This is a genomic window from Enterobacter ludwigii, from assembly GCA_023023105.1.
Classification (GTDB): Bacteria; Pseudomonadota; Gammaproteobacteria; order Enterobacterales; family Enterobacteriaceae; genus Enterobacter; species Enterobacter adelaidei.
The window spans coordinates 1,666,132-1,693,009 of record CP083824.1; the positions used below are offsets into that span (position 1 = coordinate 1,666,132).

28 protein-coding genes and 1 other RNA gene are annotated in these 26,878 nt (G+C 55.7%); 13 read left to right on the forward strand and 16 right to left on the reverse strand.

The window, feature by feature from the left end; genetic code table 11:
- Positions 1–17: 17 nt before the first annotated feature.
- Positions 18–377 carry a helix-turn-helix transcriptional regulator gene (locus tag LCD46_07850; GenBank protein UOY72213.1) on the forward strand — a complete coding sequence of 120 codons (360 nt, stop codon included), beginning with the start codon at positions 18–20 and terminating at the stop codon, positions 375–377.
- A gap of 1 nt (position 378) precedes the next feature.
- Here the strand turns inward: LCD46_07850 and LCD46_07855 are convergent, their stop codons facing one another.
- Positions 379–1,173: an SDR family oxidoreductase gene (locus tag LCD46_07855; GenBank protein UOY72214.1), complete on the reverse strand. Its 795-nt coding sequence runs from the start codon at positions 1,171–1,173 to the stop codon at positions 379–381.
- Between the two features lie 126 nt (positions 1,174–1,299).
- Positions 1,300–1,743, reverse strand: coding sequence for a helix-turn-helix transcriptional regulator (locus tag LCD46_07860; protein ID UOY72215.1), 444 nt, complete (start codon positions 1,741–1,743; stop codon positions 1,300–1,302).
- Between the two features lie 151 nt (positions 1,744–1,894).
- On the opposite strand from LCD46_07860, the gene agp reads away from it, so the two are divergent.
- The gene (gene agp, locus LCD46_07865) at positions 1,895–3,136 is read left to right on the forward strand and encodes a bifunctional glucose-1-phosphatase/inositol phosphatase (GenBank protein ID UOY72216.1); all 1,242 of its coding nucleotides are present in this window, start codon (positions 1,895–1,897) and stop codon (positions 3,134–3,136) included.
- Between the two features lie 32 nt (positions 3,137–3,168).
- On the opposite strand, the gene LCD46_07870 is transcribed toward agp, so the two are convergent.
- Together LCD46_07870 and wrbA are read right to left on the reverse strand one after the other, a co-directional pair.
- Entirely contained in the window at positions 3,169–3,396 is a 228-nt protein-coding gene (locus tag LCD46_07870) for a YccJ family protein (protein UOY72217.1), read from the reverse strand.
- An 18-nt stretch (positions 3,397–3,414) separates the two neighbouring features.
- Positions 3,415–4,011 (reverse strand): NAD(P)H:quinone oxidoreductase, encoded by a 597-nt coding sequence (gene wrbA, locus LCD46_07875; GenBank protein UOY72218.1) that lies wholly within the window; start codon positions 4,009–4,011, stop codon positions 3,415–3,417.
- A gap of 391 nt (positions 4,012–4,402) precedes the next feature.
- On the opposite strand from wrbA, the gene LCD46_07880 reads away from it, so the two are divergent.
- The 4 genes from LCD46_07880 to LCD46_07895 all read left to right on the forward strand — a co-directional run bounded on the left by LCD46_07880 (position 4,403) and on the right by LCD46_07895 (position 6,467).
- Positions 4,403–4,573: a general stress protein gene (locus LCD46_07880; GenBank protein ID UOY72219.1), complete on the forward strand. Its 171-nt coding sequence runs from the start codon at positions 4,403–4,405 to the stop codon at positions 4,571–4,573.
- 117 nt (positions 4,574–4,690) lie between these two features.
- The gene (locus LCD46_07885) at positions 4,691–5,608 is read left to right on the forward strand and encodes a DMT family transporter (protein UOY72220.1); all 918 of its coding nucleotides are present in this window, start codon (positions 4,691–4,693) and stop codon (positions 5,606–5,608) included.
- Positions 5,609–5,669: 61 nt separating this feature from the next.
- Positions 5,670–5,939 carry a DUF1778 domain-containing protein gene (locus LCD46_07890; GenBank protein UOY72221.1) on the forward strand — a complete coding sequence of 90 codons (270 nt, stop codon included), beginning with the start codon at positions 5,670–5,672 and terminating at the stop codon, positions 5,937–5,939.
- A 6-nt stretch (positions 5,940–5,945) separates the two neighbouring features.
- Positions 5,946–6,467: a GNAT family N-acetyltransferase gene (locus LCD46_07895; protein ID UOY72222.1), complete on the forward strand. Its 522-nt coding sequence runs from the start codon at positions 5,946–5,948 to the stop codon at positions 6,465–6,467.
- Positions 6,468–6,540: 73 nt separating this feature from the next.
- On the opposite strand, the gene rutG is transcribed toward LCD46_07895, so the two are convergent.
- From rutG to rutA, 7 genes are read right to left on the reverse strand one after another with little or no spacing between them, the layout of a single operon-like run.
- Positions 6,541–7,869, reverse strand: a complete 1,329-nt coding sequence (gene rutG, locus LCD46_07900) for a pyrimidine utilization transport protein G (protein ID UOY72223.1) — start codon at positions 7,867–7,869, stop codon at positions 6,541–6,543.
- 21 nt (positions 7,870–7,890) lie between these two features.
- Positions 7,891–8,385, reverse strand: coding sequence for a pyrimidine utilization flavin reductase protein F (rutF, locus tag LCD46_07905; protein ID UOY72915.1), 495 nt, complete (start codon positions 8,383–8,385; stop codon positions 7,891–7,893).
- Positions 8,386–8,394: 9 nt separating this feature from the next.
- A complete protein-coding gene (locus LCD46_07910; GenBank protein ID UOY72224.1) occupies positions 8,395–8,985 on the reverse strand; it encodes a malonic semialdehyde reductase in 591 nt (196 codons plus the stop codon).
- A gap of 9 nt (positions 8,986–8,994) precedes the next feature.
- On the reverse strand, positions 8,995–9,795 hold the full coding sequence (gene rutD, locus LCD46_07915) for a pyrimidine utilization protein D (GenBank protein UOY72225.1): 801 nt from the start codon (positions 9,793–9,795) through the stop codon (positions 8,995–8,997).
- A 7-nt stretch (positions 9,796–9,802) separates the two neighbouring features.
- The gene (rutC, locus tag LCD46_07920) at positions 9,803–10,189 is read right to left on the reverse strand and encodes a pyrimidine utilization protein C (GenBank protein ID UOY72916.1); all 387 of its coding nucleotides are present in this window, start codon (positions 10,187–10,189) and stop codon (positions 9,803–9,805) included.
- Positions 10,190–10,200: 11 nt separating this feature from the next.
- Entirely contained in the window at positions 10,201–10,890 is a 690-nt protein-coding gene (rutB, locus tag LCD46_07925; GenBank protein UOY72226.1) for a pyrimidine utilization protein B, read from the reverse strand.
- Complete coding sequence (gene rutA / locus LCD46_07930) at positions 10,890–11,981, reverse strand: pyrimidine utilization protein A (GenBank protein ID UOY72227.1); 1,092 nt, start codon at positions 11,979–11,981, stop codon at positions 10,890–10,892. The genes rutB and rutA overlap by 1 nt, the downstream gene beginning before the upstream one ends.
- Before the next feature lie 245 nt (positions 11,982–12,226).
- Here rutA and rutR point away from each other — a divergent pair, with 245 nt between their 5' ends.
- Positions 12,227–12,865 (forward strand): HTH-type transcriptional regulator RutR, encoded by a 639-nt coding sequence (rutR, locus tag LCD46_07935; protein ID UOY72228.1) that lies wholly within the window; start codon positions 12,227–12,229, stop codon positions 12,863–12,865.
- Here the strand turns inward: rutR and LCD46_07940 are convergent.
- Together LCD46_07940 and putA are read right to left on the reverse strand one after the other, a co-directional pair.
- A complete protein-coding gene (locus tag LCD46_07940) occupies positions 12,862–13,257 on the reverse strand; it encodes a lysozyme inhibitor LprI family protein (GenBank protein ID UOY72229.1) in 396 nt (131 codons plus the stop codon). The two genes, rutR and LCD46_07940, sit on opposite strands and share 4 nt — an antisense overlap.
- Positions 13,258–13,308: 51 nt before the next feature.
- Positions 13,309–17,271 carry a trifunctional transcriptional regulator/proline dehydrogenase/L-glutamate gamma-semialdehyde dehydrogenase gene (gene putA, locus LCD46_07945; GenBank protein UOY72230.1) on the reverse strand — a complete coding sequence of 1,321 codons (3,963 nt, stop codon included), beginning with the start codon at positions 17,269–17,271 and terminating at the stop codon, positions 13,309–13,311.
- A 422-nt stretch (positions 17,272–17,693) separates the two neighbouring features.
- Here putA and putP point away from each other — a divergent pair, with 422 nt between their 5' ends.
- Together putP and LCD46_07955 are read left to right on the forward strand one after the other, a co-directional pair.
- Positions 17,694–19,202, forward strand: coding sequence for a sodium/proline symporter PutP (gene putP / locus LCD46_07950; GenBank protein ID UOY72231.1), 1,509 nt, complete (start codon positions 17,694–17,696; stop codon positions 19,200–19,202).
- Between the two features lie 117 nt (positions 19,203–19,319).
- On the forward strand, positions 19,320–19,739 hold the full coding sequence (locus tag LCD46_07955; GenBank protein ID UOY72232.1) for a DUF3574 domain-containing protein: 420 nt from the start codon (positions 19,320–19,322) through the stop codon (positions 19,737–19,739).
- A gap of 31 nt (positions 19,740–19,770) precedes the next feature.
- On the opposite strand, the gene LCD46_07960 is transcribed toward LCD46_07955, so the two are convergent.
- Positions 19,771–20,955, reverse strand: coding sequence for a NupC/NupG family nucleoside CNT transporter (locus LCD46_07960; protein ID UOY72233.1), 1,185 nt, complete (start codon positions 20,953–20,955; stop codon positions 19,771–19,773).
- Positions 20,956–21,206: 251 nt separating this feature from the next.
- Here LCD46_07960 and LCD46_07965 point away from each other — a divergent pair, with 251 nt between their 5' ends.
- The 4 genes from LCD46_07965 to phoH all read left to right on the forward strand — a co-directional run bounded on the left by LCD46_07965 (position 21,207) and on the right by phoH (position 25,787).
- Positions 21,207–22,040, forward strand: a complete 834-nt coding sequence (locus tag LCD46_07965) for an FTR1 family protein (GenBank protein ID UOY72234.1) — start codon at positions 21,207–21,209, stop codon at positions 22,038–22,040.
- Between the two features lie 40 nt (positions 22,041–22,080).
- Positions 22,081–23,208, forward strand: coding sequence for an iron uptake system protein EfeO (locus tag LCD46_07970; protein UOY72235.1), 1,128 nt, complete (start codon positions 22,081–22,083; stop codon positions 23,206–23,208).
- Between the two features lie 5 nt (positions 23,209–23,213).
- On the forward strand, positions 23,214–24,497 hold the full coding sequence (efeB, locus tag LCD46_07975; protein UOY72236.1) for a deferrochelatase/peroxidase EfeB: 1,284 nt from the start codon (positions 23,214–23,216) through the stop codon (positions 24,495–24,497).
- Positions 24,498–24,998: 501 nt separating this feature from the next.
- Positions 24,999–25,787 (forward strand): phosphate starvation-inducible protein PhoH, encoded by a 789-nt coding sequence (phoH, locus tag LCD46_07980; GenBank protein UOY72237.1) that lies wholly within the window; start codon positions 24,999–25,001, stop codon positions 25,785–25,787.
- Between the two features lie 93 nt (positions 25,788–25,880).
- Here the strand turns inward: phoH and LCD46_07985 are convergent, their stop codons facing one another.
- Both LCD46_07985 and LCD46_07990 read right to left on the reverse strand, forming a co-directional pair.
- Positions 25,881–26,564, reverse strand: a complete 684-nt coding sequence (locus LCD46_07985; protein ID UOY72238.1) for a DUF2076 domain-containing protein — start codon at positions 26,562–26,564, stop codon at positions 25,881–25,883.
- 171 nt (positions 26,565–26,735) lie between these two features.
- Positions 26,736–26,872: non-coding RNA, RtT sRNA (locus LCD46_07990), on the reverse strand.
- Positions 26,873–26,878 lie beyond the last annotated feature (6 nt).

Consider the following 26,878-nt stretch of genomic DNA (forward strand, 5'->3'; position numbering starts at 1 on the left):
GAGGCAAGAGGTGTGCGATGGCGGAATTACTCGATGTTCCCGGCGAAAAAAAATCTGACGTTTATCTGTGTCCGATGACCCAGTTTGTGAACCTGATTTCGGGTAAATGGGCGATCCCGATCCTCTATCGCCTGATTGTGTTGAATACACCGGTTCGCTTTGGCGATCTGCTGCGCGCCGCCGCTCCCATTACGCAAAAAGAGCTAACGAAACAATTGCGTTTGTTCGAGCAGCGCGGGCTGGTGTCGCGCACGATTTACCCGGAGATCCCGCCGCGTGTGGAGTATCAGATAACTGAACTGGGGTTAACCCTACAGGGCGCGCTCTCGCCGCTGGCCGCCTGGATGCGTGAATACGGCGACCAGCTCAAACGATAGACTACTGTTTGACATAGCGCGGTGCAGGAATACCGGTGCGCGCGCTGTTAAACAGCTCAAGACGTGCGACTTCGTAGCGTTCCCACAGGCTGACGTCATGCATCGGTGGAATGGTGATCAGTTCGCCCTGATCCAGACCCGCCAGCGATGCGTCGACCATATCGTCGGTCGTCATCACCGAGCCTTCCGGCAGATCGTTAACCGTCACGCCAGAATGACTCCAGATCTCTGTAGCCGTGGCGGCAGGTAAAACAGCCTGAATACGCACATTGCTGTCGGCAAACTCTTCCTGTAGCCCGCGGGTAAAGCTAAGCACCCACGCCTTGGTGGCACTGTACAGCGCGCTACCCGCCCGCACATGCAGGGACAATACCGAGGCGATATTGATCAGCGTACCGCGATTGTTTTGCGCCAGACGCGGCAGGATCGCATACGTCAAACGCATCAATGCCGTGGTGTTAAGGGTATTAATCGCCTGATGCTGCGCCACATCGCCCGAGAGGAAGGGCGCCATCTGCGCCGTGCCTGCGTTGTTAATCAGCGTGTCGATAGCGGTATTGCTGCGCAATTCCTCTTCCACGGCGCGGATCCCGGTTTCCTCGGTCAGATCGGCGACCAGAATATCAACTGATACGCCATAGCGCTTACGAAGATCCGCGGCCAGCGTTTGCAGACGTGCTTCACGTCGGGCGACCAGCACCAGGTTGGTACCACGTGCAGCAAGACGATCGGCATAAACAGCGCCAATTCCGGAAGAGGCGCCCGTAATCAGGGCGGTAGTGAGTTGCGTAGTCATCGTGTGTTACCTCTGAGCAAAGTGGGTTATTTGGTTTCAATATGAAACTTAATTTACTCTCTGTCATTTGGTTTTATAATGCAACCATTTTGCTGGCGATTTTTTGTTTTTGCCTGGCGAAGCGGGTCAGGAAGGAAGTTTTGGCACGATCTCTTCAGGTGTCAATTCGCGGCCATCGTCGGCGATAAGTGCCAGTTTACGCAGAGGTTTACGCTGTTCGGTATCGACCAGCACGGTGCCGAATTCGTCTTCAGCAAACAAAAATTCATTGCCCCACTGCGACAGAGCAACCAGTACCGTCTGCAGGGCGCGCCCTTTATCGGTCAGGACATACTCCTGCCAGGCGCTGCCGTCGGATGCCGGCTGGAGCGTGAGGATACCTTCGTCGACCAGCAGTTTCAGACGCGTGGTCAGCATGTTTTTCGCGATACCGAGGCTTTTCTGGAACTCACCGAAGCGCGTAATCCCCCGCAACGCGTCGCGAACAATCAGCAATGACCACCAGTCGCCGATGATATCCAGCGAACGGGCTACAGGGCAGGTGCTCTCTTCAAGACGGGTACGTTTCACAGTCAATTCTCCGGTGGGGTATGGTTTTATTATAAAACTAATCTGTCTACCGGGTAAGTCTGTTATTCATCAGTTTGAGAAATGCTTCCCGGAAAAGTGTCACGAATCTGTCACACTAAACGCGACATTTAAAACGAGTGAGGAATTAGGGATGAGAAAAGCACTACTCGCGCTGGCAATCGCCGGTTCCATTTCAGCGACATTTGGCGTGCAGGCGCAAGAGACGCCGGAAGGGTATCAGCTGGAGCAAGTTTTAATTATGAGTCGTCATAACCTACGCGCGCCGCTCGCCAATAACGGCAGCGTACTGGAACAATCGACGCCGAAGCAGTGGCCGGAATGGGAGGTACCAGGCGGTCAGCTCACCACCAAAGGTGGCGTGCTTGAAGTCTACATGGGCCATTACATGCGGGAATGGCTGGCTGAGCAGGGGATGGTGAAGACGGGAGAATGTCCGCCAGCGGATAGCGTCTACGCCTATGCCAACAGCCTGCAACGTACCGTTGCCACCGCGCAGTTCTTCATCACGGGGGCCTTCCCTGGATGCGATATCCCTGTGCATCACCAGGAAAAAATGGGCACCATGGATCCGACCTTTAATCCGGTGATTACCGATAACTCGCCTGAGTTCCGAGAAAAAGCGCTGAAGGCGATGGAAGCGGAACGGCAGAAAATGCAGCTCGGAGAAAGCTATAAGCTGCTGGAGCAGATGACCAATTATGCTGATTCGCCGTCCTGCAAAGAGAAGAAAATATGCTCTCTGGCGGACGCGAAAGATACCTTCAGCGCAGACTATGAAAAAGAGCCCGGCGTATCCGGACCGTTGAAAGTGGGTAACTCGCTGGTCGATGCGTTTACGCTGCAGTATTACGAAGGTTTCCCGGCCGATAAGGTGGCCTGGGGAGAAATCAAAACCGACCAGCAGTGGCGCGTGTTGTCGAAGCTGAAGAACGGCTATCAGGATTCGCTGTTTACCTCCACCGAAGTGGCGCAAAACGTGGCGAAACCGCTGGTGAAATATATCGACAAAGCCCTGGTGACCGATCAGGCCAAAGCGCCAAAAATCACCGTGCTGGTGGGGCATGATTCGAACATTGCTTCGCTGCTCACCGCGCTGGATTTCAAACCGTATCAACTGCACGACCAGCACGAACGTACCCCGATTGGCGGCAAGATTGTCTTCCAGCGCTGGCATGACAAAAATGCCAATCAGGAGCTGATGAAAATTGAGTATGTCTATCAGAGTTCGGAGCAGCTGCGAAACGCCAGCGTGCTGTCGCTGCAGTCTCCGGCGCAGCGCGTGACGCTGGAACTGAAGGGATGTCCGGTTGATGCCAACGGTTTCTGTCCGGTCGATAAATTCAATGCGGTAATCAACAACGCGGCGAAATAGAAGATACCCCCCGCCCTGGCGGGGGGATTGTTTCAGACGTTTTTACGTTCGATGGTTTGCTCACCCCAGAAGAGCGCGTCTTTGTCCGTCTTTTCGAAGGCGCGCATTAGCACTTCATCGCTGCCTTCTTCCCAAATCTGCTCTGCCAGCTTCTCGTCATATTTTGCGACTTCAAAAATGGCTTCGGCAATCTCCGGAGAGGTATTGCGTAAACTTGCCCATTCACCCACGCGGTGGGCTTTTGATTCTTGAGTAGGCATACTTGTCCTCCTGTTGGGTTAGCCGTTCAGTTTTTTGGCGAGACCTGCGACATATTCACCCTGATAGCGGGCGATAGTGAGCTCTTCATTGCTCGGCTGTCGGGAGCCATCGCCACCGGCAATGGTGGTTGCACCGTAAGGTGTTCCGCCACGTACCTGAGAAACATCAAATAACTCCTGTGCGCCGTAGCCAATTGGCACAATGACCATTCCGTGATGAGCAAGGGTCGTCCAGGTTGAGGTGATGGTTTGTTCCTGGCCGCCACCGGTTCCGGTGGAGCTGAAGACGCTGGCAAGCTTGCCGTACAATGCGCCTGAGGCCCATAACCCGCCGGTTTGATCGAGGAAGGTGCGCATCTGGCCGGACATATTGCCAAAGCGGGTAGGTGTCCCGAAGATAATGGCATCGTAATCTGCCAGCTCCTGAGGCGTGGCGACCGGGGCATTTTGTGTTTTCCCCCCGGCCTTCGCGAAGGCTTCTGCCTGCATGGTTTCCGGTACGCGCTTCACCACAACCTCAACGCCATCCACCCTGTTTGCACCTTCTGCTACCGCGTGAGCCATGGTTTCGATGTGTCCATACATGGAATAATAGAGCACCAGAACTTTTGCCATTTTGCATCACTCCTCGTTTGTTTTTTCTGGCAGCGGATCGCTGCGTTCATTTAAAGATATGCCATCACAGCCATACTGCAAAAATGAACGGCATTTCTTTGATTTATAACAAAATGGATGAGAAAACGCTTTGTAGCAAAATGAAACAACTTTTTGGCGGTCGATTTTTGAAACGATAAGAAAGGCTTATTAATGGCCGTTACGCAATCTCATACGAAAGGCTGAGATCATGTTGCAGGATATTACCTGTGACTTGCCTGATCGCCTCACTCCACTAAGCTTAGTCTCACGTGACACAGATAAAGGTACTCACCTGGTGTCGCGAGGTGAAAGAATCCTCTTTTACTGAATGCAATATGATGTCTAATGTTTCACATCCTGGAGGTTAGAGATGGCAAACCATCGTGGTGGTTCAGGTAATTTCGCTGAAGACCGTGAAAGAGCATCAGAAGCAGGTCGTAAAGGTGGCCAGTCCAGCGGGGGTAACTTCAAAAATGACCCTCAGCGCGCATCAGAGGCTGGCAAAAAAGGGGGTAAAAACAGCCATGGCAGTAACAAGTAATATGCCGGGCTGGACCCCTGCCGCCGGGGTTTCCCGGCGGTTTTTTTATTTCTGCAACATTGAACTGTAACCAAAGGCAACGCACACTACAGAATTGAGTTTAATTTCTGGTGCCGCATGTCTGTCTCACGCTTCAAATTCTCCGTTAAACCGCAGGAAGCCATCCTCATTCTTATCACCATGTTTTGGGGCGGGACCTTTCTGGCCGTCCAGTACGCGGTGACCCTCAGCGATCCGTTCTTTTTTGTTGGTCTGCGCTTTGCGACGGCAGCGATTGCCGTGGGGCTGATATCGCTTAAAACGCTGCGTGGACTGACGCTTAAAGAGCTTAAGGCGGGCATCGCAATCGGGGTGGCAATTGCGATGGGCTACAGCCTGCAAACGTGGGGGTTACAGACGATATCCAGCAGTAAATCGGCGTTTATCACCGCCATGTATGTACCGCTGGTGCCGTTACTGCAGTGGCTGTGTCTTGGGCGACTACCGGGATTGATGTCCTGTATTGGTATCGTACTGGCGTTTATTGGTCTGATTTTACTTGCCGGGCCGGAAAACAACCTGCTGGCACTGGGGCCGGGGGAGATCATCACCCTGGTGGGAGCCATTGCCATTGCCGCGGAAATTATTCTGATCAGCGCCTGGGCGGGCAAGGTTGACGTTAAGCGCGTGACGGTGGTGCAGCTCGCTACGGCATCGCTGGTGGCGTTTGCGGCGATGGTTCCGGCAGGGGAGTCTGTGCCGCCGATGTCCACCGGGTTGATTGTGGTCGCGCTGGGGTTGGGCATCTTTAGCGCCATTATTCAGGTCACCATGAACTGGGCGCAGCGCAGCGTATCCCCGACGCGGGCGACGGTGATCTACACAGGAGAACCCGTCTGGGCCGGGATTTTCGGGCGTCTCGCTGGAGAACGTTTACCGCTGCTGGCGCTGGTTGGTGCGGCGTTTATCGTCGTTGGGGTGTTGGTGAGTGAGCTAAAGCTCCGCAAGCGCCAAAGAGAGGTGAGTGATTTGACGGTTGAAAAAGGTTTTGATTGAAAAAATGCACAGATTTCTCCAGGATATGTACGGACAAATACCGTACATAGAAAAGTAAATCATGCCAGCACTTAAAAAACAGCGTATCGATCTTCGCTTAACCGACGAAGACAAAACAATGATTGAAGAAGCGGCGGCGATGACGAATCAAACGATCACCCAGTTTATGGTGAACAGTGCTTCGGAACGTGCTGCAGAAGTCATCGATCAGCATCGACGTCTCGTATTAAACGAAGCATCGTGGAATGCCGTAATGGATGCCATCGACAATCCACCCGAGCCGAATGAACGCCTGAAGCGAGCCGCAAAGCGTCTAAAAAACATGGAGTGAAGCGTCGTGGAAAATCTCACGATCGAAATGTTTTCAGAGGGAACCGAATACGCTTTCGAGGATTTCGATTGTGGTGAGCCCTCGCTAAATGCCTTCCTGAGAGAGCATCTGGTGCGCCAGCACAATGGGCGCATTCTGCGCGGCTATCTGCTAAAAGATCGTGACCATCCACACGTGCTGGGCTACTACACGTTGTCTGGAAGTTGCTTTGAAAAAGCGATGCTCCCTTCTAAGACCCAGCAGCGCAGGATCCCCTATATCAACGTACCCAGTGTGACTTTGGGACGTTTAGCTGTTCATAAAACACTACAGGGAAATGAATGGGGGACAACACTCGTCACGCATGCTATGCGGGTTGTTTACCTGGCTTCACAGGCTGTGGGTGTGCATGGCCTTTTTGTTGATGCGCTTAATGAGCAGGCAAAAAGGTTCTATCTGAAGCAAGGTTTTATTCCGCTGCAAGGGGATAACAGCAATTCTCTGTTCTTCCCTACAAAATCTATCGAACGACTGTTTGAGCAAGAGTGATTACGCTACATCCTGTTGTTCTTACTGAACATGCAGGTCGGGTAAGGCATCGCCATTACCCGACATACAGGTTTCACGACTCCTGATGCACGACCTCGCACTGCGGTGCAGTCGCTTTCCGGCGGCTCAGCAGGGCGTTAAGCAGAATCGCGCCAAAGGTTGCCGTACCAATTCCGCCAATCGTAAACCCGCCCAGCGTCAGGGCAAAATCGCCCGCGCCCAGTACCAGCGTGACCGCCACCATAATCAGGTTGCTGTTCTGGCTGAGATCGACGCGATGCTGTACCCAGATACGCGCGCCGGCCACAGCGATAAGCCCAAACACCACAATGGATGCCCCGCCAATCACCGGCGACGGAATGGTATGGATCAAAGCCCCGAATTTCGGTGAGAAACCGAGCAGCATGGCCATCACCGCTGCCGCCACAAAGACCAGTGTCGAATAGACTTTAGTCACCGCCATCACGCCGATATTCTCGGCATAGGTGGTCACGCCACTGCCGCCCACCGAGCCGGAGAGCATAGTCGCCAGCCCGTCACCGACAAATGCGCGGCCCATATACGGGTCCATACTGCGCCCGGTCATCCCCGCCACTGCTTTCAGGTGGCCTAAGTTCTCTGCCACCAGGATCACCGCCACGGGCGCGATGAGCATCATCGCCTGGGTGTTAAAGGTGGGAGAGGTGATCTGCGGCATGCCGAACCAGGCAGCCTGATGAAGCTGGGTAAAATCGACCGGTTTGCCAAGGCCAAAAACGTTCGCCAGCAGGGCATAGACCAGGCAGGCGACAATCAGCCCGACCAGAATCAGCAGCCGCTGGATCATCCCCCGGGTGAACACCGCTACCAGACCGATACAGAGCACGGTGATCACCGCCATCCAGCTTTCAAACGGCGAGCCGGAAACACTTCTGACCGCAATTGGCGCGAGGTTCAGACCAATCGCCATCACTACCGCCCCGGTCACAACCGGAGGCATCATGCGTTCGATCCAGCGTGTTCCGATCTTCATCACCACCAGACCGATCAGGGTGTAGACCAGACCGCAGGCGATGATGCCGCCGAGGGCCACGCTCAGGTTAGGGTTGATCCCCTGGCCGTTAAATCCGGTAGTGGCGATGAGCACCCCCACAAAAGCGGCGCTAGAGCCCAGATAGCTGGGGACGCGCCCGCCGGTGACAAAAAAGAACAACAGCGTACCGATACCTGACATCAAAATGGAGAGATTGGGGTCAAGCCCCATTAGCATCGGCATCAGCACCGTGGCGCCAAACATCGCGACCGCGTGCTGGACGCCCATCACCAGGGTTTGCCCGAGAGGGAGCCTTTCATCCGGCGCGACCACGCCAGGTTCTGTGGAGGTCGATTTCAACTGCCAGTGGGGAAATCCGAACATTGCCATGAGCTATCTCCTTAAGGAGGGTTAACAGGCGGGTCGCATAAGCGCGTGGTAGCCGCGGTCGAACCACACCAGCCCTTGCGGTGCGGGGTGGCGAATAATCGAAACAATGTCGCAAAACAGGATGTCGTGGGTACCCACGCTGACCACCTGGCTGATACGGCAGTCAAACGAGGCCAGCGCCGCTTCCAGACGCGGACAACCCGTGTCGCCCGTCTGCCAGCGGGCGGCGGCAAAACGTTCCTCCATGGGGGTTTTACCACCAAACAGGTTGGATAGCGGCTCTTGCCCGGCGCTCAGGGTATTCACGCAAAGCGTGCGGTTTGCGCTAAAGGTCGGCCAGACCGATGCGCCACGGTTCAGGCACACCAGCAAAGTGGGCGGTGAATCCGTGACGCTGCACACGGCGCTGGCGGTGAAGCCTGCCATCCCCGCCGGGCCGTCGGTGGTGATGATGTTGACCGCCGCGCCAACGCAGGCCATGGCGTCGCGAAAGGTCTGTTTATCCGGTGTTGTCATCATCTCTCCTTACGCCAGCCCGCAGGCATCGTCGAAGTCCAGGCGCGGCAGGCGTCCGTAAAGTTTGTTCGTATCACCATAGCCAATGTTGATCAGCAGATTGCTTTTAAGCGTTGTGCCGGTGAAAAAGGCCTCATCGACTTTTTGTCGGTCAAAGCCGGACATTGGGCCGGTATCCAGCCCCAGGGCACGACAGGCAAAAATAAGGTATGCGGCCTGCATTGAGCTGTTGCGAAAGGCGGTCTCTTCGGCAAGTGCCGGGCTTGAGGTAAACCAGCTTCTGGCATCGCCATGCGGGAACAGTTCGGGCAGGCGCTCGTAGAATTCCCCGTCCCAGGCCACAATGGCTGTAACCGGGGCGGTGAGGGTTTTCTCCAGGTTGCCGCTGGAGAGGGCCGGGCGCAGCTTCTCTTTTCCCTCTGCACTTCTTACAAACACAATCCGCGCCGGGGAGCAATTGGCGGACGTGGGTCCCCATTTCATCAGGTTGTAGATCTCGCGCAGCGTCTCGTCGCTGACCGGAATGTCCTGCCAGCCGTTGTGAGTGCGCGCGCCAGTAAATAACGTCTCCAGCGCGGTGGGGTTAATGGCTTCGCTCATCAAAACTCCTTATAAAGCGGGTTCAGGGCTGTGCAGCAGGCTGGCAAGCCCGTTCAGCAGCAGGGTGTTAAAGATGTCAGGTTCGGTGACGTTGCAGGCATGGCCGCCCTGGCGCATCACCGCCTTGTGGCTGTGTGGGATCGCTACCTGCAGTTCCGTGGAGCACACCGAGGGCACCAGCATGTCGTCAACGGAACAGATAATGTGTACCGGGCAGCGAATGCGTGCGGCGTGGCGGCTGAAGTCGGCCTTTTTCAGTGCGTCCAGCCTGCGCAACAGGTTGGCTTTACCCTGAAAGTGGGCCAGCGCCAGAGCGTCTTCTGCCTCAAGACGCGGCGCGCGGGCGGCCATCCAGTCAGCCGGGTAGAGGAACAGCGGCTGTGCCTCTACCCACGCCTGCGCACCACCCGCATGCAGCAGACGCTCGCGGATCTGAAAGCAGCGGCGGGTATGGGCGTTCAGGGTCAGCCAGCCGTTGACGCACACCAGCGCAGTCAACGATTCTGGTTTATCGAGCGCCAGCTGCAGACCCACCAGCGCTCCCAGCGCATGGCCCACCACGCAGTAGCGCGTGATCCCGGCATCATTCAGCGCCTGCGCCAGCTCGTCGGCCATCTCAGCAAGGCTATAACCTTCCGGCAGGGTGGTGGGATTATTGCCCGTACCGCGCTGGTCATAGCACACCACCTGATACTCCTTCTCCAGTGTGGCCAACTGGGGCAGCCAGTAGCTGCCGCTGCCGCCGAGTCCGGCAATCAGCACCACCACGGGTGCCCCCTCATACGGGGGCTGTGAGACAGAGAGTTTCATGGCGGCCTCACTTCGCGATGTGTGCAACGGACGCAATCTCAACGAGCGCCTCCGGCTTCACCAGCCCGCACTGAATGCAGAACCGGGCCGGTTTATCACCGGGGAAGAACTCCGCGTAGATTTCGTTAATCGCGGCGTAGTTTTTCCAGTCGGTGATAAAGATGCTGTTGAAGGTCACATCCTCCATGGTGCCACCCGCTGTTTCGATCACATTTTTGATCGTCTCCAGCACGTGGCGCGCTTGCGCCTTTGGGTCGTTGATAAACACCACGTTATTGTCTTTATCAAATGGCAGCGTGCCGGAGACATACACCACGCCATCGGCAAGGGTGCCGGGAACAAACGGAGCAATCGGCGTGCTGGTGCCAGCGGGGATGATTACGGATTTCGGCATCATGTGTCTCCTCAGGCAATACGGGCGAGTGGGGGATTCAGGGCGTCGCAGAAATCAGCCACATTACTCACCCAGCCAAAAAAGGTTTCGATATTGAACAGAGCCGCTTTCTGGGCGAATTCTGGCCCGGCCTGATGCGTCGCGTCTTCCAGCACGACACCGAAATACTCAAGGAAAAAGCCGTCACGCAGCGTGGATTCCACACATACGTTGGTGGCAATACCGGTGAAGACCAGGTGACGAATACCCCGGCTGCGCAGCAGGCTGTCGAGTGGGGTGTTGAAAAAGCCGCTGTAGCGCGGTTTGGGCAGCACGATATCGCCTGGCTCAGGAACCAGTTCATCCACCAGCTGGTAATCCCATCCGCCTTTTGCCAGCAGCTTGCCCTGTAACTCGGGTTGTTTGCGCATGGTTTTCAGGGCGTTCGATTTGTGGAAGTTGGGCGAGCCAGGGCCTCCAGCCTCCACGTATTGATCGTCCCAGCCGTTCTGAAACCAGATGATGAGCATCCCGGCGGCGCGGGCGGCGGCTACGGCAGTTTTAATGTTCTCAATCACCGGTTTAGTAGCGGAAACGTCGAACCCCGCCAAATCCAGATAGCCGCCCTGACTGGCGTAGGCGTTTTGCATATCCACCACAATCAGGGCGCTCTGCTGTGCATCAAACGTGATGGTTTCCGGACGTGCAGCAAGTGTTGTCATTACGCGACCTCCTTTGTGATAGCGGGAATATGGGCGCGGCACTGCATCAGCGGCTGGATGCGCTCGCCGAAGGTTTCCACGCCGGTGAGGAAATCATCGAAGGTCAGCAGGACGCCTTCAGCGCCAGGCACTGCGGCCACTTCATCCAGCATTCTGGCGACGCTGGCGTACGAGCCAACCAGCGTACCCATATTGATATTGACGGCGGAGGTCGGGTCGGCCATCTGGCGCACGTTGGTATCTGAGCCGGAACGGGTATCCTTCTGGCTCTGTTCGGTGAGCCAGCTTAGCGCCTCCTCGTCTGCGCCATCTTTGTAACGCTCCCATCTGGCGCGAGCGGCGTCGTCGGTCTCGTCGGCAATCACCATAAACAGCACGTAGGAACCTACGTCGCGCCCGGTTTTGTCGGCGGCCTCTTTCATCCGTGCGGCGGTCGGGGCGAAGGCGGCAGGCGTGTTTACGCCTTTTCCGAAGCAGAAGTTGAAGTCAGCGTATTTAGCAGAGAATTCCATCCCCGCGTCGCTCTGTCCGGCGCAAATGACTTTCATAGGGACAGAAGGCTGCGGGCTGACGCGACAGTCATTCATGGTGAAGAAGTCACCTTTGAAATCGCTTTTGCCGGTGCCCCACAGATCGCGCAGCACCTGCACATACTCGGTGAGGTAGTCGTAGCGGCGAGAGAAGTAATCGTCACCCGGCCAGAGTCCCATCTGTTCATACTCTGGTTTTTGCCAGCCGGTCACCAGATTGACGCCAAAGCGCCCGCCGGAGATGGAGTCGATGGTGGAGGCCATACGCGCCACAATTGCAGGTGGCAGAGTGAGGGTGGCGGCGGTGGCGTAGATCTGAATACGCGAGGTTACCGCGGCCAGCCCGGCCATCAGAGTGAAGGACTCCAGGTTGTGATCCCAGAATTCGGTTTTGCCGCCAAAGCCGCGCAGCTTGATCATCGAAAGCGCAAAATCGAAATGGTAGTGCTCCGCTTTCTGCACGATGGCTTTATTCAGCTCGAAGGTCGGCATGTATTGCGGTGCGGTGGTCGAGATAAGCCAGCCGTTGTTGCCGATAGGGACGAATACGCCAATTTTCATCACGAACCTCTCTTCATTACGTCGCAGGTGTAACGGTGTTTTTGCAAAGGCAGTGCCAGTTTTGAAAATGGCAGTGTTATTAATGTGTTAACCAGAAGTTGGTGGTTTGATGCGATAAAATGTGGACTAAATGGTCAAAAACATTGCACAGAAAACAGGCACTCATGCGCGATCGGAGTGCAGAATGTCGTGGCGAGACAGGGGTTTTGCTATGCTGAGGGCAATGCAGAAAATGGAGAGCAGGAATGACACAAGGCGCAGTGAAAACACCCGGTAAACGTTCGCAGGCCGTGAGCGCCAAGAAGCAGGCGATCCTCAGCGCGGCGCTGGAGACTTTTTCACAGTTTGGTATTCACGGCACGCGCCTGGAGCAGGTGGCGGAGCAGTCCGGGGTGTCCAAAACCAATCTGCTCTACTACTATCCGTCGAAAGAGGCGCTCTATGTGGCGGTGATGCAGCAGATCCTTGATATCTGGTTGGCACCCCTCAAAGCATTCCGTGAAGAGCTGGCTCCGCTGGTGGCTATTAAGGAGTACATCCGCCTGAAACTTGAGGTGTCGCGTGATTACCCGCAGGCATCAAGGCTGTTCTGTCTGGAGATGCTGCAGGGCGCGCCGCTGTTGCAGGCGGAACTGACGGGGGATTTAAAGCAGCTGGTTGATGATAAATCGGCCATTATTGCCGGATGGGTCGCCAGCGGGAAACTGGCACCGGTCGATCCGCATCATCTGATCTTTATGATTTGGGCCTCCACTCAGCATTACGCTGACTTTGCGGCCCAGGTTGAGGCGGTGACCGGAAAAACGCTCCAGGATGAGGCGTTTTTCCAGAGCACGCTGGAAAATGTGCAGCAGATGATCATTGAAGGGATCCGCGTGCGTTAGTTTCCCGGCGGGAGAGGGCAGCTTAAGTCGCCCTCTTCACACTGCATCAGCGAGGCCAGAAACGCTTCACGCTCCACGGTTTTTTCCGCCAGACACTGATTAACGATCATGGGCTGAACGCTGCCTCCTTCTGTACCCGAACCGATAAATGTGCAGTCCGCATCGCGCAGGGCAATCCAGGCCTGCTGCGCCTTTTTCAGCAGATCTCGCTGGGGGGCTGCCGCGCGTTTGATGACGGCCTGGTACGTCTGGTTGAGTTTTTTATCGGCAGCCTGATACTGCTGCGCGCTACAGGTGTTTAGTTCAAGCTGAGTGGTCGCTTTGTCGCACTCATCGGCCAATGCGCTGGCGCTCATCAGCATTACTGCGCCCGCAATAAGAATTCGTTTCATACACTCCCCAATAAAATAAGGCTCCGTCTCCGGAGCCTTATTAGCACAGCGTTAGCCGATTGTCATCAGGCTGGCGTTACCCCCTGCGGCGGCGGTGTTGACGCTGAGTGAGCGCTCAACGTACAGACGCTCCAGCAACAGGTTGGTTTCACCGCGAGCGAAGCCCTGCACCGAAACAATCGCCCCGCTGCGGGCTGCAACCTGCTCGCACAGTTCACGGAGCTGGTCAGAATCACCGTGGTAGATAACGGCGTCAAACGGCTGCGTCAGCAATGCATCCGCTTTCGCGAAGTGAATGCGGGACGAGACTGCTTTCGGCAGCTGTTTAGCCAGGTCACGATGCAGTGCATCTTCCGGCCACAGCACTTCACAACCGGTCGCCGCGGCAGCAGCCAGCTGCACCAGCGCATCCTGCTCGTTATCCGCCACGCACAGCACGCGCTCACGCGGCATCAGCGTCCAGGTGTTGCGCTCGCCGGTTGGACCCGGCAGCAGACGCTGCGTACCTGCCTGCGCCAGCTCGCCATACTGCTGCGCGAGAGCACGCAGTTCAGGACGTTTTTCCGCCCACGTGATAAGCGCTTCCAGCGGCTGCGTCAGCACGGTTTTCAGCTGCGCATCCACCGGATAGTCTGCGTCCTGACGTGCCAGGGTGACGCCCAGCGCGTTCTCCGGACGGTTCGCCAGCAGACGGTACAGATAGAGCGGACCACCCGCTTTTGGACCCGTACCGGACAAGCCTTCGCCGCCGAACGGCTGCACGCCCACGACCGCGCCAACCATGTTACGGTTCACGTACAGGTTGCCCACTTTGGCGCTACCGGTCACCTGGGCGATGGTTTCGTCAATACGGGTATGGACACCCAGCGTCAGGCCATAGCCGGAATCGTTGATCTGCTCAATCAGCGCGTTAAGGTTGTTACGGTTGTAGCGCACCACGTGGAGCACCGGACCGAAGACCTCTTTTTTCAGTTCGTCGAAGCTCGCCAGTTCAATCAGCGTTGGCGGCACAAAGGTACCGGTGCGCCATTCGCGGGCATCTTCGCTGGTTTCACGTACGGCCTGGAACACCGGACGGCCTTTGGCACGCATGGTCTGAATGTGGTTTTCGATGTTGGCTTTGGCTTCTGCGTCGATCACCGGGCCGATATCGGTGGTGAGACGGCCCGGATTGCCCATACGGCATTCGGACATTGCACCGCGCAGCATCTTCAGCGTGTGGTCGGCCACGTCATCCTGCAGGCACAGCACGCGCAGGGCGGAGCAGCGCTGGCCGGCGCTGTCGAAGGCGGAAGCCAGAACGTCAACCACCACCTGCTCGGTGAGCGCGGAGGAGTCAACGATCATGGCGTTCATGCCGCCGGTTTCCGCGATGAGCGGCGTCGGACGACCCTGCGCGTCAAGACGGGTGGCGATGTTGCGCTGCAGCAGGGAGGCCACTTCGGTCGAGCCGGTGAACATCACGCCGCGCACGCGGTTATCGGCGGTGAGCTTCGCACCGACCGTTTCACCACGGCCAGGCAGCAGCTGAACCACGCCCGCCGGAACGCCGGCTTCCAGAAGAATGTTGATGCCCTGGGCGGCAATCAGCGGGGTTTGTTCTGCCGGTTTTGCCAGCACGCTGTTACCCGCCGCAAGCGCCGCGGCAATCTGGCCGGTGAAGATCGCCAGTGGGAAGTTCCACGGGCTAATACACACGACCGGGCCAAGCGGACGGTGGGTTTCATTATCGAAATCATCACGCACCTGGCCGGCGTAGTAGTGCAGGAAGTCGACGGCCTCGCGCACTTCGGCAATGGCGTTGCTGAAGGTTTTACCCGCTTCGCGCACCAGAATGCCGATGAGCTGTTGCATCTGATCTTCCATCAGCACCGCAGCACGTTCGAGAATGGCGGCACGTTCCTCAGGAGGGGTGGCGAACCAGATAGGGGCGTTATTCACTGCGCTGTCCAGCGCCTGATCCACTTCCGCGTCAGTCGCTTCACGCACGTAGCCGACGATATCTTTTGGCTCCGCCGGGTTAATCACTGGCTGCATTTCTCCATCAGCGACAGGTTGCTCCAGCATTGGTTTAGCCTGCCATTTCTGCAGCGCGCTGTTGAGCAGGGCAGAGGAGAGGGACGCCAGACGGTGTTCGTTGGCGAGATCCAGACCTGCCGAGTTCACGCGGCCTTTGCCGTACAACTCGCGCGGCAGGGCAATCTTCGGATGCGGCAGGCCAATCTGGCCTTCCTGCGCAGCCATCTTCTCCACCGCCTGTACCGGGTCGGCCACCAGCTCGTCCAGCGGCAGGGTGGTATCGGCGATGCGGTTAACGAAGGAGGTGTTCGCGCCGTTTTCCAGCAGACGACGCACCAGGTACGCCAGCAGGGTTTCGTGGGTGCCCACCGGGGCATAGATACGGCACGGACGGTTCAACTTGCCGTCCGCCACTTTACCGGTGACCTGCTCGTACAGCGGTTCACCCATGCCGTGCAGGCACTGGAATTCATACTGGCCCGGGTAGTAGTTCTGTCCGGCCAGGCTGTAGATCGCCGCCAGGGTGTGGGCATTGTGGGTAGCGAACTGCGGATAGATCAGGTTCGGCACGCCGAGCAGCTTTTTCGCACAGGCGAGATAAGAGACGTCGGTGTACACCTTGCGGGTATAGACCGGATAGCCTTCCAGACCGTCCATCTGGGCGCGTTTGATTTCGCTGTCCCAGTAGGCGCCTTTCACAAGACGGATCATCAGGCGGCGACGGCTGCGGCTTGCCAGGTCAATCAGATAATCAATGACGAACGGACAGCGCTTCTGGTAGGCCTGAATAACGAAACCAATCCCGTTCCAGCCCGCCAGCTCTGGCTCGAAGCACAGTTTTTCCAGCAGATCGAGAGAGATCTCCAGACGGTCGGCCTCTTCGGCATCGATGTTAATACCAATATCATACTGGCGCGCCAGCAGGGTCAGCGATTTCAGTCGTGGGTAGAGTTCTTCCATCACCCGGTCGTACTGCGCGCGGCTGTAGCGCGGGTGCAGCGCGGACAGCTTAATGGAGATGCCCGGGCCTTCATAAATCCCGCGACCGTTTGACGCTTTACCAATGGCGTGGATCGCCTGCTGGTAAGAAACCATATAGGCCTGCGCGTCGGCGGCGGTCAGCGCTGCTTCACCCAGCATGTCGTACGAGTAGCGGAAACCTTTATCTTCCAGCTTGCGGGCGTTTGCCAGCGCTTCGGCAATGGTTTCACCCGTGACAAACTGCTCTCCCATCAGGCGCATCGCCATATCCACGCCCTTGCGGATCAGCGGTTCGCCGCTCTTGCCGATGATGCGGTTCAGGGAACGGGAGAGGTTGGCTTCGTTATGGGTCGAGACCAGCTTGCCGGTAAACAGCAGACCCCAGGTGGCGGCGTTAACGAACAGCGACGGGCTGCGGCCAATGTGTGACTGCCAGTTACCGTTGCTGATCTTGTCGCGGATCAGCGCGTCACGGGTGGCTTTATCCGGAATACGCAGCAGCGCTTCCGCGAGGCACATCAGCGCCACGCCTTCCTGTGACGAGAGGGAAAATTCCTGCAGCAGACCCTGAACCATTCCGGCGCGGCCGGTGGCGGTTTTCTGGTTACGCAGCTTGTCGGCTAATTGATATGCCAGGCTGTGTGCCTGCGCGGCAATCGCTTCCGGCAGGCGGGCCTGCTCCAGCAGCATCGGAACGGCGTCGGTTTCGGCACGGCGCCAGGCGCCGGTGATGGCGGCACGGCTGACGGATTGCGGCAGGATCTGCTCGGCAAATTCAAGGAACGGCTGATGACTGTCTTCGCCCGCGATCGGGGCTTCCTCACTTTCATTCGCCGCGCCAGCCAGCAGGGCAGGCAGCTCTGGCAGACCGTCTTCACTCTCCAGTCTTTCCAGATAGTTAAAAATTGCCTGCTTGATTAGCCAGTGTGGTGTGCGGTCAATGCGGGTGGCTGCGGACTTAATCCGTTCGCGCGTTGCGTCATCCAGCTTAACCCCCATGGTGGTCATACCCATGCCAAAACTCCTGTTGTTCTTTAATAGTGTTCTGTCGTTAGCGTGAAATATCCACCATGTTGCAACTTTGTGCAACCGTGTTAAATGTGACCTGGTTTGCAACCCAGAAAATGAATGGATTGTTAATGAATGGTTAGCTGGAAAAAAGAGCTGGCTTCTGCATCGCAGGCCTGTTTTTATGCGGCGCTTAACATTTTTAAAAGGTGCAACCCGTATAAGTGTGAGCGAGTGCAACCTATAGGAAAGTTGTATCAAGCCAGGGATGAATTTGATGTAAATGCAGTGTTAAATCGTTTGTCAGCGGGGTGCGCATACGGCAGGATAGCGCGCCCAACGGAAACACAAGATACATTCACCACGTTCCGGTGATCATATAACAAGGCAGCCCGGACGGTTGTCGCTCGACTTTTTGGAGAATTTGAATGGCTATTAGCACACCGATGCTGGTGACATTTCTCGTTTATATTTTTGGCATGATCCTTATAGGGTTTTTGGCATGGCGTTCAACAAAGAACTTTGACGACTACATTCTGGGCGGACGTAGTTTAGGCCCGATGGTGACCGCGTTATCTGCGGGGGCATCAGACATGAGCGGCTGGCTGCTGATGGGGTTACCAGGCGCGATTTTCATCTCCGGTATTTCAGAAAGCTGGATTGCCATCGGCCTGACTGTCGGGGCATGGATCAACTGGAAACTGGTGGCAGGCCGTCTGCGTGTGCATACCGAGGCCAATAATAACGCCCTGACGCTGCCGGATTACTTCACCGGACGCTTTGAAGATAACAGCCGCATCCTGCGCATTATCTCTGCGGTGGTTATTCTGCTGTTCTTCACCATCTACTGTGCCTCCGGCATTGTGGCGGGCGCGCGTCTGTTCGAAAGCACCTTCGGCATGAGCTACGAAACCGCCCTCTGGGCCGGTGCTGCGGCGACCATCCTGTATACCTTCGTGGGCGGTTTCCTGGCCGTAAGCTGGACAGACACCGTGCAGGCGAGCCTGATGATCTTCGCCCTGATCCTGACCCCGGTGATTGTGATTTTCACCGTTGGCGGCTTTGCCGATTCGCTGGAAGTGATCAAACAGAAGAGCATTGAAAACGTCGACATGCTGAAAGGGCTGAACTTCGTTGCCATCGTGTCGCTGATGGGCTGGGGTCTGGGTTACTTCGGTCAGCCGCATATTCTGGCGCGCTTTATGGCCGCGGACTCTCACCACACCATCGTGCATGCGCGTCGTATCAGTATGACGTGGATGATCCTGTGTCTGGCGGGTGCGTGTGCGGTAGGTTTCTTTGGTATCGCGTACTTCAACAATAACCCGGCACAGGCGGGCGCGGTGAACCAGAACGCCGAACGTGTGTTTATCGAGCTGGCGCAGATTCTGTTTAACCCGTGGATTGCCGGTATTCTGCTCTCCGCGATCCTGGCGGCGGTGATGTCTACCCTGAGCTGTCAGCTGCTGGTCTGCTCCAGTGCCATCACCGAAGACCTGTACAAAGCTTTCCTGCGCAAAGGTGCAAGCCAGAAAGAGCTGGTGTGGGTAGGGCGCTTTATGGTTCTGCTGGTGGCGCTGGTGGCGATTGCACTGGCGGCCAACCCGGAAAACCGCGTGCTGGGCCTCGTGAGCTACGCATGGGCGGGCTTTGGTGCGGCATTTGGTCCGGTCGTGCTGTTCTCCGTCATGTGGTCACGTATGACCCGTAACGGCGCGCTGGCGGGAATGATTATCGGTGCGCTGACCGTTATCGTCTGGAAACAGTTCGCGTGGCTGGGCCTGTATGAAATCATTCCGGGCTTCATTTTCGGTAGCATTGGTATTGTGGTCTTCAGCCTGCTGGGTAAAGCGCCGTCAGCCTCCATGCAGAAACGCTTTGCTGAAGCAGATGCGCATTACCGCTCTGCACCACCGACGAAGCTGCAGCCGGAATAATTTTTTCCTCGGAACACTGAAGGCCGGGCAAGCGCTAGCGCTGCCCGGCTTTTTTCTTGCCAAAATCCGTAATTTCCTGTGATATCCATGTGCTTATAACAATGAGGATAGCGAAGCATGACAATCAAAACAGGGGTAATGGCAGCGGCATTACTGATGCTGGCTGGCTGCACTGCGCCATCGCAACACGCGGCGGTAGAGACCTGCAAAGCGGATAACCAGATGCAGCAAACAACGCTCTATTTCGGACTGAACCGTCCGGCTGGGGCGCAGATCACCAGTAACGAGTGGCAGCAGTTTGTTGATCAGGACGTTACACCGCGTTTTCGTGACGGTCTGACGGTATTTGATGCGCGTGGGCAGTGGTTAGGGAACGACGGGAAAGTGGCGCGTGAACCGAGTAAAGCATTGATGCTGATCCACGGTAAAGATGCGCAGAGTGAAAAGAACATCGAAGCGTTACGCGGGATTTATAAATCCCGCTTCGCGCAGGAATCGGTGATGCGTGTCGACCAGCCGGTTTGCGTGCAGTTTTAATCGCAACGGCGGGATATCCCGCCGTTCTCATTTACAACACTAAACCCGCAAAACTCGCTGACAGCAGACTCACCAGCGTCGCGCCATACACCAGACGCAAACCAAAACGTGACACCACGTTCCCCTGCTGCTCGTTCAGGCCTTTAATCGCCCCGGCCACAATGCCGATGGATGCAAAGTTCGCGAACGACACCAGGAAGATGGACAAAATACCCAGCCCGCGCGGTGACATCGCATGAGCGATTTTTTGCAGCTCAATCATCGCCACAAATTCATTCGCCACCAGTTTGGTTGCCATAATACTGCCCGCATTTAAGGCATCGCTCAGAGGAATGCCCACCAGCCACGCCAGGGGATAAAATACATAACCCAGGATTTGCTGGAAGCTCATGCCAAACAGGCTGGAGAAGAGGGCGTTAACGGCGCTAATAAGGGCAATAAAGCCAATCAGCATCGCCAGAATAATCATCGCCACTTTAAAACCGGCCAGAATATACTCGCCGAGCATTTCGAAGAAGCTCTGGGATTCATGCAGTTTTTCAAGTTTGATATCCGGCTCCGCTTCCGGGCGCGCCGGGTTGATGACGGAGAGAATAATAAAAGTGCTGAACATGTTCAGAATCAGCGCCGCCACCACAAATTTGGCATCGAGCATGGTCATATAGGCGCCAACAATCGACAAAGAGACCGTCGACATGGCTGTAGCCGCCATCGTGAAGAGACGACGTGAGGAGAGATCGCCCAGCACGCCTTTGTAGGCAATGAAGTTTTCAGACTGGCCGAGGATCAATGAACTCACCGCATTAAAGGATTCCAGCTTGCCCATACCGTTCAGTTTTGACAGCAGCGTGCCGATCACCCGAATAAATATCGGCAGAATTCGCCAGTGTTGCAGAATACCGATCAGCGCGGAAATAAAAATAATCGGGCAAAGTACGCCGAGGAAAATGAACGCCAGCCCTTTTTCACCCATTCCGCCAAAGACAAAATTGGTGCCTTCGGCAGCAAATTTCAGCAGTGATTCAAAGAACCCTGAGACGTATTTAATCAGGAATAACCCGCTTTCGGCGTGCAGGAAAAAGAACGCCAGAGCAATCTCAATGACAATCAGCTGTAAAACAAAACGAATGCGAACTTTTCGGCGGTCGAAACTCACCAGCCAGGCCAGCGCAAGAATAATCACCAGCGCCAGCAGGAAATGGACAATCTTAAACATAATTAATTTTCACCAGGTGTTTGAGGCAGGTATTTAGCCACAGCCCTGATTAACCGTAAATGGGCATTTTCGTTATAACTTATAAACTTAACGATAACGACGGCAACTATTACCAGACTTTGCGTTTACAACTCGTCATCAAAACAACACACATTTCGCTTGTTTTTCTCTTCGCCGTAATGATAATCACTATCACAAGAATTTACCTTTCTTTGCATCAGTTGACTGCGATAAACATTTAAGGTGTCGGCATGTTTGTTCCATTTCTCATTATGTTGCGTGAAGGGCTCGAAGCTGCCCTCATCGTCAGTCTCATCGCCAGTTATCTGAAGCGAACCCGGCGTGGACGCTGGATTGGCGTCATGTGGGTGGGGGTGTTCCTTGCCGCGGCGCTCTGTCTGGGCCTGGGCATCCTGATCAATGAAACCACCGGTGAATTCCCGCAGAAAGAGCAGGAGCTGTTTGAAGGCATCGTTGCGGTGATCGCGGTGGTGATCCTCACCTGGATGGTGTTCTGGATGCGTAAAGTCTCCCGTAACGTAAAGGTACAGCTGGAGCAGGCGGTGGATAACGCCCTGCAAAAGAGCAATAACCACGGCTGGGCGCTGATCATGATGGTCTTTTTCGCCGTCGCGCGTGAAGGCCTGGAGTCCGTTTTCTTCCTGCTGGCGGCGTTTCAGCAGGATGTCGGCATTTGGCCGCCGTTAGGTGCGATGCTGGGCCTTGCTACGGCTGTGGTGCTGGGTTTCCTGCTCTACTGGGGCGGCATTCGCCTTAACCTGGGGGCCTTCTTCAAGTGGACGAGTCTGTTTATTCTGCTGGTGGCGGCAGGGCTGGCGGCAGGGGCGATTCGCGCCTTCCATGAAGCGGGCCTGTGGAACCATTTCCAGGACGTGGCGTTTGATCTCAGCAACGTTCTTTCCACTCATTCACTGACCGGCACCCTGCTCGAAGGCATCTTCGGCTATCAGGAAACCCCGAGCGTCAGCGAAGTGGCGATGTACTTTATCTATCTCATTCCGGCGCTGGTGCTGTTCGCAATGCCGCCGCGTTCCGGCACGCAGGCGTCGCGCGTTACACCATAATATTTGCTTTAGTTACAACATACTTTAAAAGGGAAGAGCCATGGCAATTCAGTTCCGTCGTAGTGCATTATGCGCAGGCATCGCCGCGCTGTTCGCTTCTGCATTCTCCGCCTGGGGTGCGGATGTTCCTCAGGTTAAAGTCACCGTCAATGACAAGCAGTGTGAGCCGATGACCCTCACGGTTAACAGCGGCAAGACCCAGTTTATTATCCAGAACCACAGCCAGAAGGCGCTGGAGTGGGAAATTCTGAAGGGTGTACTGGTGGTGGAAGAGCGCGAAAATATCGCTCCTGGCTTCAGCCAGAAGATGACCGCCAACCTGCAGCCGGGCGAGTATGAGATGACCTGCGGTCTGCTGACTAACCCTAAAGGTAAGCTGATCGTCAAAGGTGAAGCAACGGCCGATGCGACGAAAGGTGCGGCGGTGCTGAGCCTGGGTGAGGCGATTACCGCCTATAAAGCGTATGTCTCCAAAGAGACGGCCGACCTGGTTGCGGGTACCAAAGCCTTTACCGATGCGGTGAAAGCAGGTGATATCGAAAAAGCGAAATCCCTCTATGCGCCAACCCGTCAGCACTACGAGCGTATCGAGCCGATTGCCGAGTTGTTCTCTGACCTTGATGGCAGCATTGATGCCCGCGAAGACGATTTCGAGCAGAAAGCGGCCGATCCGAAATTCACCGGTTTCCACCGTCTGGAGAAAGCCCTGTTTGGCGACAACTCCACCAAAGGGATGGAGAAATACGCTGAGCAACTGAACGGTGACGTGCTGGAGTTGCAAAAGCGCATCAGCGAGCTGGCTTTCCCACCGTCAAAAGTGGTGGGCGGTGCCGCAGGGCTGATTGAAGAAGTGGCCGCGAGCAAAATCAGCGGTGAAGAAGATCGCTACAGCCATACCGATCTGTGGGATTTCCAGGCTAACGTTGACGGTTCACAAAAAATTGTCGATCTGCTGCGTCCTCAACTGCAGAAAGAGAACAGCGAACTGCTGGCTAAAGTGGATGCTAACTTCAAAAAAGTCGACGCCATTCTGGCGAAGTACCGAACCAAAGACGGCTTTGAAACCTACGATAAGCTGACCGATGCCGACCGCAACGCGCTTAAAGGCCCGATTACCGCCCTGGCGGAAGATCTCTCCCTGCTGCGTGGCGTACTGGGTCTGGACTAAGCACGATGAATAAGCATAACGAAAGCGAGGTGGTTGAGCCTTCACGTCGTCGGTTGCTAAAAGGGGTCGGGGCGCTGGGGGGCGCTCTTGCGCTGGCTGGTGGGTGTCCGGTGGCGCATGCGGCGAAACCGCAAAGCGCACCCGGCACGCTGTCCCCTAATGCTCGCATGGAGACGCAGCCGTTTTACGGTGAACATCAGTCGGGCATTCTGACACCGCAGCAGGCGTCGATGATGCTGGTGGCATTTGACTCACTGGCGAGTGATAAAGCTGATCTGGAGCGTCTGTTCCGTCTGCTGACGACACGTATCGCGTTTCTCACCGCAGGCGGGCCGGCACCGGAAACGCCAAATCCGCGTCTTCCGCCCATGGACTCCGGTATCCTGGGGCCGTTTATCGCCCCGGATAACCTGACGATGACCGTTTCGCTCGGTGAATCGCTGTTTGATGCGCGCTATGGACTGGCAAAACAGAAGCCAAAAGCGCTGCAGAAAATGACGCGTTTCCCGAATGACTCGCTGGACGCTGCTCTTTGTCACGGTGACCTGCTTCTGCAGATTTGCGCCAATACCCAGGACACGGTGATCCACGCCCTTCGGGATATTATCAAGCACACGCCGGATCTGTTGAGCGTGCGCTGGAAGCGGGAAGGGTTTATCTCGGACCATGCTGCCCGCAGTAAAGGGAAAGAGACGCCGGTTAACCTGCTGGGCTTTAAGGACGGTACGGCCAACCCGGACAGCCACGATGGTGCGCTCATGAAGGAGGTGGTGTGGGTCACTGCCGATCAGGGCGAACCGACATGGGCCGTTGGGGGAAGTTATCAGGCCGTGCGGATTATTCAGTTCCACGTGGAGTTCTGGGACCGCACACCGCTCAAAGAGCAGCAGACGATTTTTGGTCGTGATAAGCAGAGTGGGGCACCGCTGGGCATGAAGAATGAGCATGATGTGCCCGACTACGCCGGCGATCCGAATGGCGATGTGATTGCGCTGGACAGCCATATTCGTCTGGCTAATCCGCGCACCAAAGAGACGCAGTCCAGCCTGATGATGCGCCGTGGCTACAGCTACTCTCTGGGCGTAACCAACTCCGGTCAGCTTGATATGGGGCTGCTGTTCGTCTGCTATCAGCACGATCTGGAAAAAGGCTTCCTGACCGTGCAGAAGCGGCTAAATGGAGAAGCGCTGGAAGAGTACATTAAACCTATCGGCGGCGGCTATTTCTTTGCCCTGCCAGGCGTACGCGATCAACACGCGTATCTCGCTCAAGGGCTGATTGAGGCCTGATCGCTGTCCCTGCGCCACGTTCGCAGGGACATTATTTTTTCATATGACGATTCTGTTGTTATATTTCTGTAGTATTTCTGTATGAGACTGATTTCAACTGTAGGGACAGTCTTAAAAGTTGCAATCAGGTAAAATAAATGTTGCATTTATGATAACACCTGATGTAATTAAGATAAGACAGCGGTAGTTCCCGGCAGTGATGCTGAATCACTATGGAGATCGCGAATGGTTGCGTCCTGTACTGGACATGGTAAACACAACAACCGCAGCACCCGGCGCGGAGGCTCAGACTCCGGCAGCGATTTCCTCACCACTAAATTCTCCCCCCTTCCTCAAGAATCTCGTTCGACCGACGTGCAGAATGGTGCGCGTAGCTGTTCCGTATCGTCATCCGATAAAGCAAGCAATGGCTTACAAGGAAGCCAACCCTCTGATGTTCGTGCGCATAATCGTGCTGAAACTGGCGCGTGTGATGAATACCAACAACTCAAGGTGCTATCCATGGGAAGACAAAAAGCAGTGATCAAAGCTCGTCGCGAAGCAAAACGTGTGCTGAGACGGGATTCACGTAGCCATAAACAGCGTGAAGAAGAATCGGTCACCTCGCTTGTGCAGATGAGTGGCGTAGAAGCAATTGGCATGGCGCGGGACAGCCGTGACAATTCTCCAATTGTGGCGCGCAATGAGGCTCAGGCGCACTACCTGAATGCTATCGAGAGTAAACAGCTCATCTTTGCAACCGGTGAAGCCGGATGCGGGAAAACCTGGATCAGTGCAGCCAAAGCGGCGGAAGCGCTGATCCATAAGGACGTGGAGAGGATTATTGTCACCCGTCCGGTACTGCAAGCTGATGAAGATCTCGGCTTCTTGCCCGGAGACATTTCGGAGAAGTTTGCCCCATACTTCAGGCCTGTCTATGACGTGCTGGTGAAACGACTGGGGGCTTCCTTTATGCAGTACTGCCTGCGGCCAGAGATTGGCAAGGTGGAAATCGCGCCGTTCGCCTATATGCGCGGACGTACATTTGAAAATGCGGTCGTCATTCTTGACGAGGCTCAGAACGTGACCGCTGCGCAAATGAAGATGTTTTTGACGCGCCTCGGGGAGAACGTGACGGTTATCGTTAACGGCGATATTACCCAGTGTGACCTGCCATCCGGCGTGAAATCCGGACTAAGCGACGCGATGTCACGTTTTGAGGAAGATGAGATGATTGGGGTGGTCCGCTTCACCAAAGAGGACTGCGTGCGATCGGCGCTGTGTCAGCGCACGTTGAAAGCGTACTACTGAGTTTGCTGTTGTGTTCAAAGCCCGGGGAAACCGGGCTTTGTTTTTTGTGCTTTCTATTCCCTTATATGTTTAAAGTCACTTTAGCTAACGTTGTTAAATAAAGCTGTCGTCATCATCGCTGTAGTCGTCATCTGCATCATTGTTCTGCCAGGTGTCGTTATTATTGCCGAACGGATCGTCCTGGTTGAGGAAGCGGGTGTCAGAGACATTATTAAAGTCGCCGTATTGATTACCGATAAACGACTCATTACCGGCGGGCGTTGTCGGTTCTTCGATGATGTTCACGATCTCTTCCGGCCGCGACTGATGGAACATACTGGTCAGCATCTCGGCCAGCACGACGCCACCGGCCACGCCAGCGGCTGTTTGCAGCGCGCCTGCCATAAAACTGCCGCCGCGAGGAGCCGAAGCCGGCGCTGTCGCCCGTGAATAATCCTGCGCCTGTGGCTGTTGCTGCTGGGCATTCCAGCTGTTGTCCGGCTGCGGGTTGCTTTTTCCGCCACCAAACAGGCCGCCGAGGAAACTGCCGCCCGTCGAGGGTTTGCTTTTTTGCGCGGCTAATTCGCTTTCAAGCTCCTGAACCCGGGCCTGCAGGCGTTTCAGCGCCGCTTCCTGAATCAAAATCGATTGCGCCATATAGTAGGGGGCCGCAGGCTGCTGTCTGACGAATTCCGCGATCTGACGCTCTGCATCTGCATCCCGTTGGCTGTTTTGTTGTTCGGTCTGTTTCAGACGTTCGAAAAGGCCGTTGATTAGCTGCTGTTCTTCATATTGCATGACAATAACCTTCCGCTCTCCAGGGGGGATACCGCCTAGTTTATCAGCGGTGATAAACTGTGTCTGGCGAGTGAAATGTTTGTTTAAGATTGGTTGCAAGTTAGCTGAAACTCGCTCTGTTTTTGGGGCTAAAAAAAAGCCCGCATTTTCATGCGAGCTCTTCTTTAAATATGGCGGTGAGGGGGGGATTGACTCGCTTTGCTCGCCCTGCGGGCAGCCTGTTCGCTGCGCTCTCAGTCTGTCCAACTGGCTGTCGCCAGTTGTCGAACCCCGGTCGGGGATTCTCATCCCCCCTGCATGAGTGCAACATGCGA

Coding starts and splice junctions, on each gene's coding strand:
- efeB (UOY72236.1), top strand. CDS start 23,214: ATGAATAAGCATAACGAAAGCGAGGTGGTTGAGCCTTCACGTCGTCGG.
- putA (UOY72230.1), bottom strand. CDS start 17,271: ATGGGTATGACCACCATGGGGGTTAAGCTGGATGACGCAACGCGCGAA.
- LCD46_07940 (UOY72229.1), bottom strand. CDS start 13,257: ATGAAACGAATTCTTATTGCGGGCGCAGTAATGCTGATGAGCGCCAGC.
- LCD46_07910 (UOY72224.1), bottom strand. CDS start 8,985: ATGAGCGAAGCCATTAACCCCACCGCGCTGGAGACGTTATTTACTGGC.
- LCD46_07960 (UOY72233.1), bottom strand. CDS start 20,955: ATGTTTAAGATTGTCCATTTCCTGCTGGCGCTGGTGATTATTCTTGCG.
- wrbA (UOY72218.1), bottom strand. CDS start 4,011: ATGGCAAAAGTTCTGGTGCTCTATTATTCCATGTATGGACACATCGAA.
- rutF (UOY72915.1), bottom strand. CDS start 8,385: ATGACAACACCGGATAAACAGACCTTTCGCGACGCCATGGCCTGCGTT.
- LCD46_07885 (UOY72220.1), top strand. CDS start 4,691: ATGTCTGTCTCACGCTTCAAATTCTCCGTTAAACCGCAGGAAGCCATC.
- LCD46_07880 (UOY72219.1), top strand. CDS start 4,403: ATGGCAAACCATCGTGGTGGTTCAGGTAATTTCGCTGAAGACCGTGAA.
- LCD46_07850 (UOY72213.1), top strand. CDS start 18: ATGGCGGAATTACTCGATGTTCCCGGCGAAAAAAAATCTGACGTTTAT.
- putP (UOY72231.1), top strand. CDS start 17,694: ATGGCTATTAGCACACCGATGCTGGTGACATTTCTCGTTTATATTTTT.
- rutD (UOY72225.1), bottom strand. CDS start 9,795: ATGAAACTCTCTGTCTCACAGCCCCCGTATGAGGGGGCACCCGTGGTG.
- phoH (UOY72237.1), top strand. CDS start 24,999: ATGGGAAGACAAAAAGCAGTGATCAAAGCTCGTCGCGAAGCAAAACGT.
- LCD46_07970 (UOY72235.1), top strand. CDS start 22,081: ATGGCAATTCAGTTCCGTCGTAGTGCATTATGCGCAGGCATCGCCGCG.
- LCD46_07890 (UOY72221.1), top strand. CDS start 5,670: ATGCCAGCACTTAAAAAACAGCGTATCGATCTTCGCTTAACCGACGAA.
- LCD46_07955 (UOY72232.1), top strand. CDS start 19,320: ATGACAATCAAAACAGGGGTAATGGCAGCGGCATTACTGATGCTGGCT.
- LCD46_07855 (UOY72214.1), bottom strand. CDS start 1,173: ATGACTACGCAACTCACTACCGCCCTGATTACGGGCGCCTCTTCCGGA.
- rutC (UOY72916.1), bottom strand. CDS start 10,189: ATGCCGAAATCCGTAATCATCCCCGCTGGCACCAGCACGCCGATTGCT.
- agp (UOY72216.1), top strand. CDS start 1,895: ATGAGAAAAGCACTACTCGCGCTGGCAATCGCCGGTTCCATTTCAGCG.
- rutB (UOY72226.1), bottom strand. CDS start 10,890: ATGACAACACTTGCTGCACGTCCGGAAACCATCACGTTTGATGCACAG.
- LCD46_07965 (UOY72234.1), top strand. CDS start 21,207: ATGTTTGTTCCATTTCTCATTATGTTGCGTGAAGGGCTCGAAGCTGCC.
- LCD46_07870 (UOY72217.1), bottom strand. CDS start 3,396: ATGCCTACTCAAGAATCAAAAGCCCACCGCGTGGGTGAATGGGCAAGT.
- LCD46_07985 (UOY72238.1), bottom strand. CDS start 26,564: ATGCAATATGAAGAACAGCAGCTAATCAACGGCCTTTTCGAACGTCTG.
- rutA (UOY72227.1), bottom strand. CDS start 11,981: ATGAAAATTGGCGTATTCGTCCCTATCGGCAACAACGGCTGGCTTATC.
- rutG (UOY72223.1), bottom strand. CDS start 7,869: ATGGCAATGTTCGGATTTCCCCACTGGCAGTTGAAATCGACCTCCACA.
- rutR (UOY72228.1), top strand. CDS start 12,227: ATGACACAAGGCGCAGTGAAAACACCCGGTAAACGTTCGCAGGCCGTG.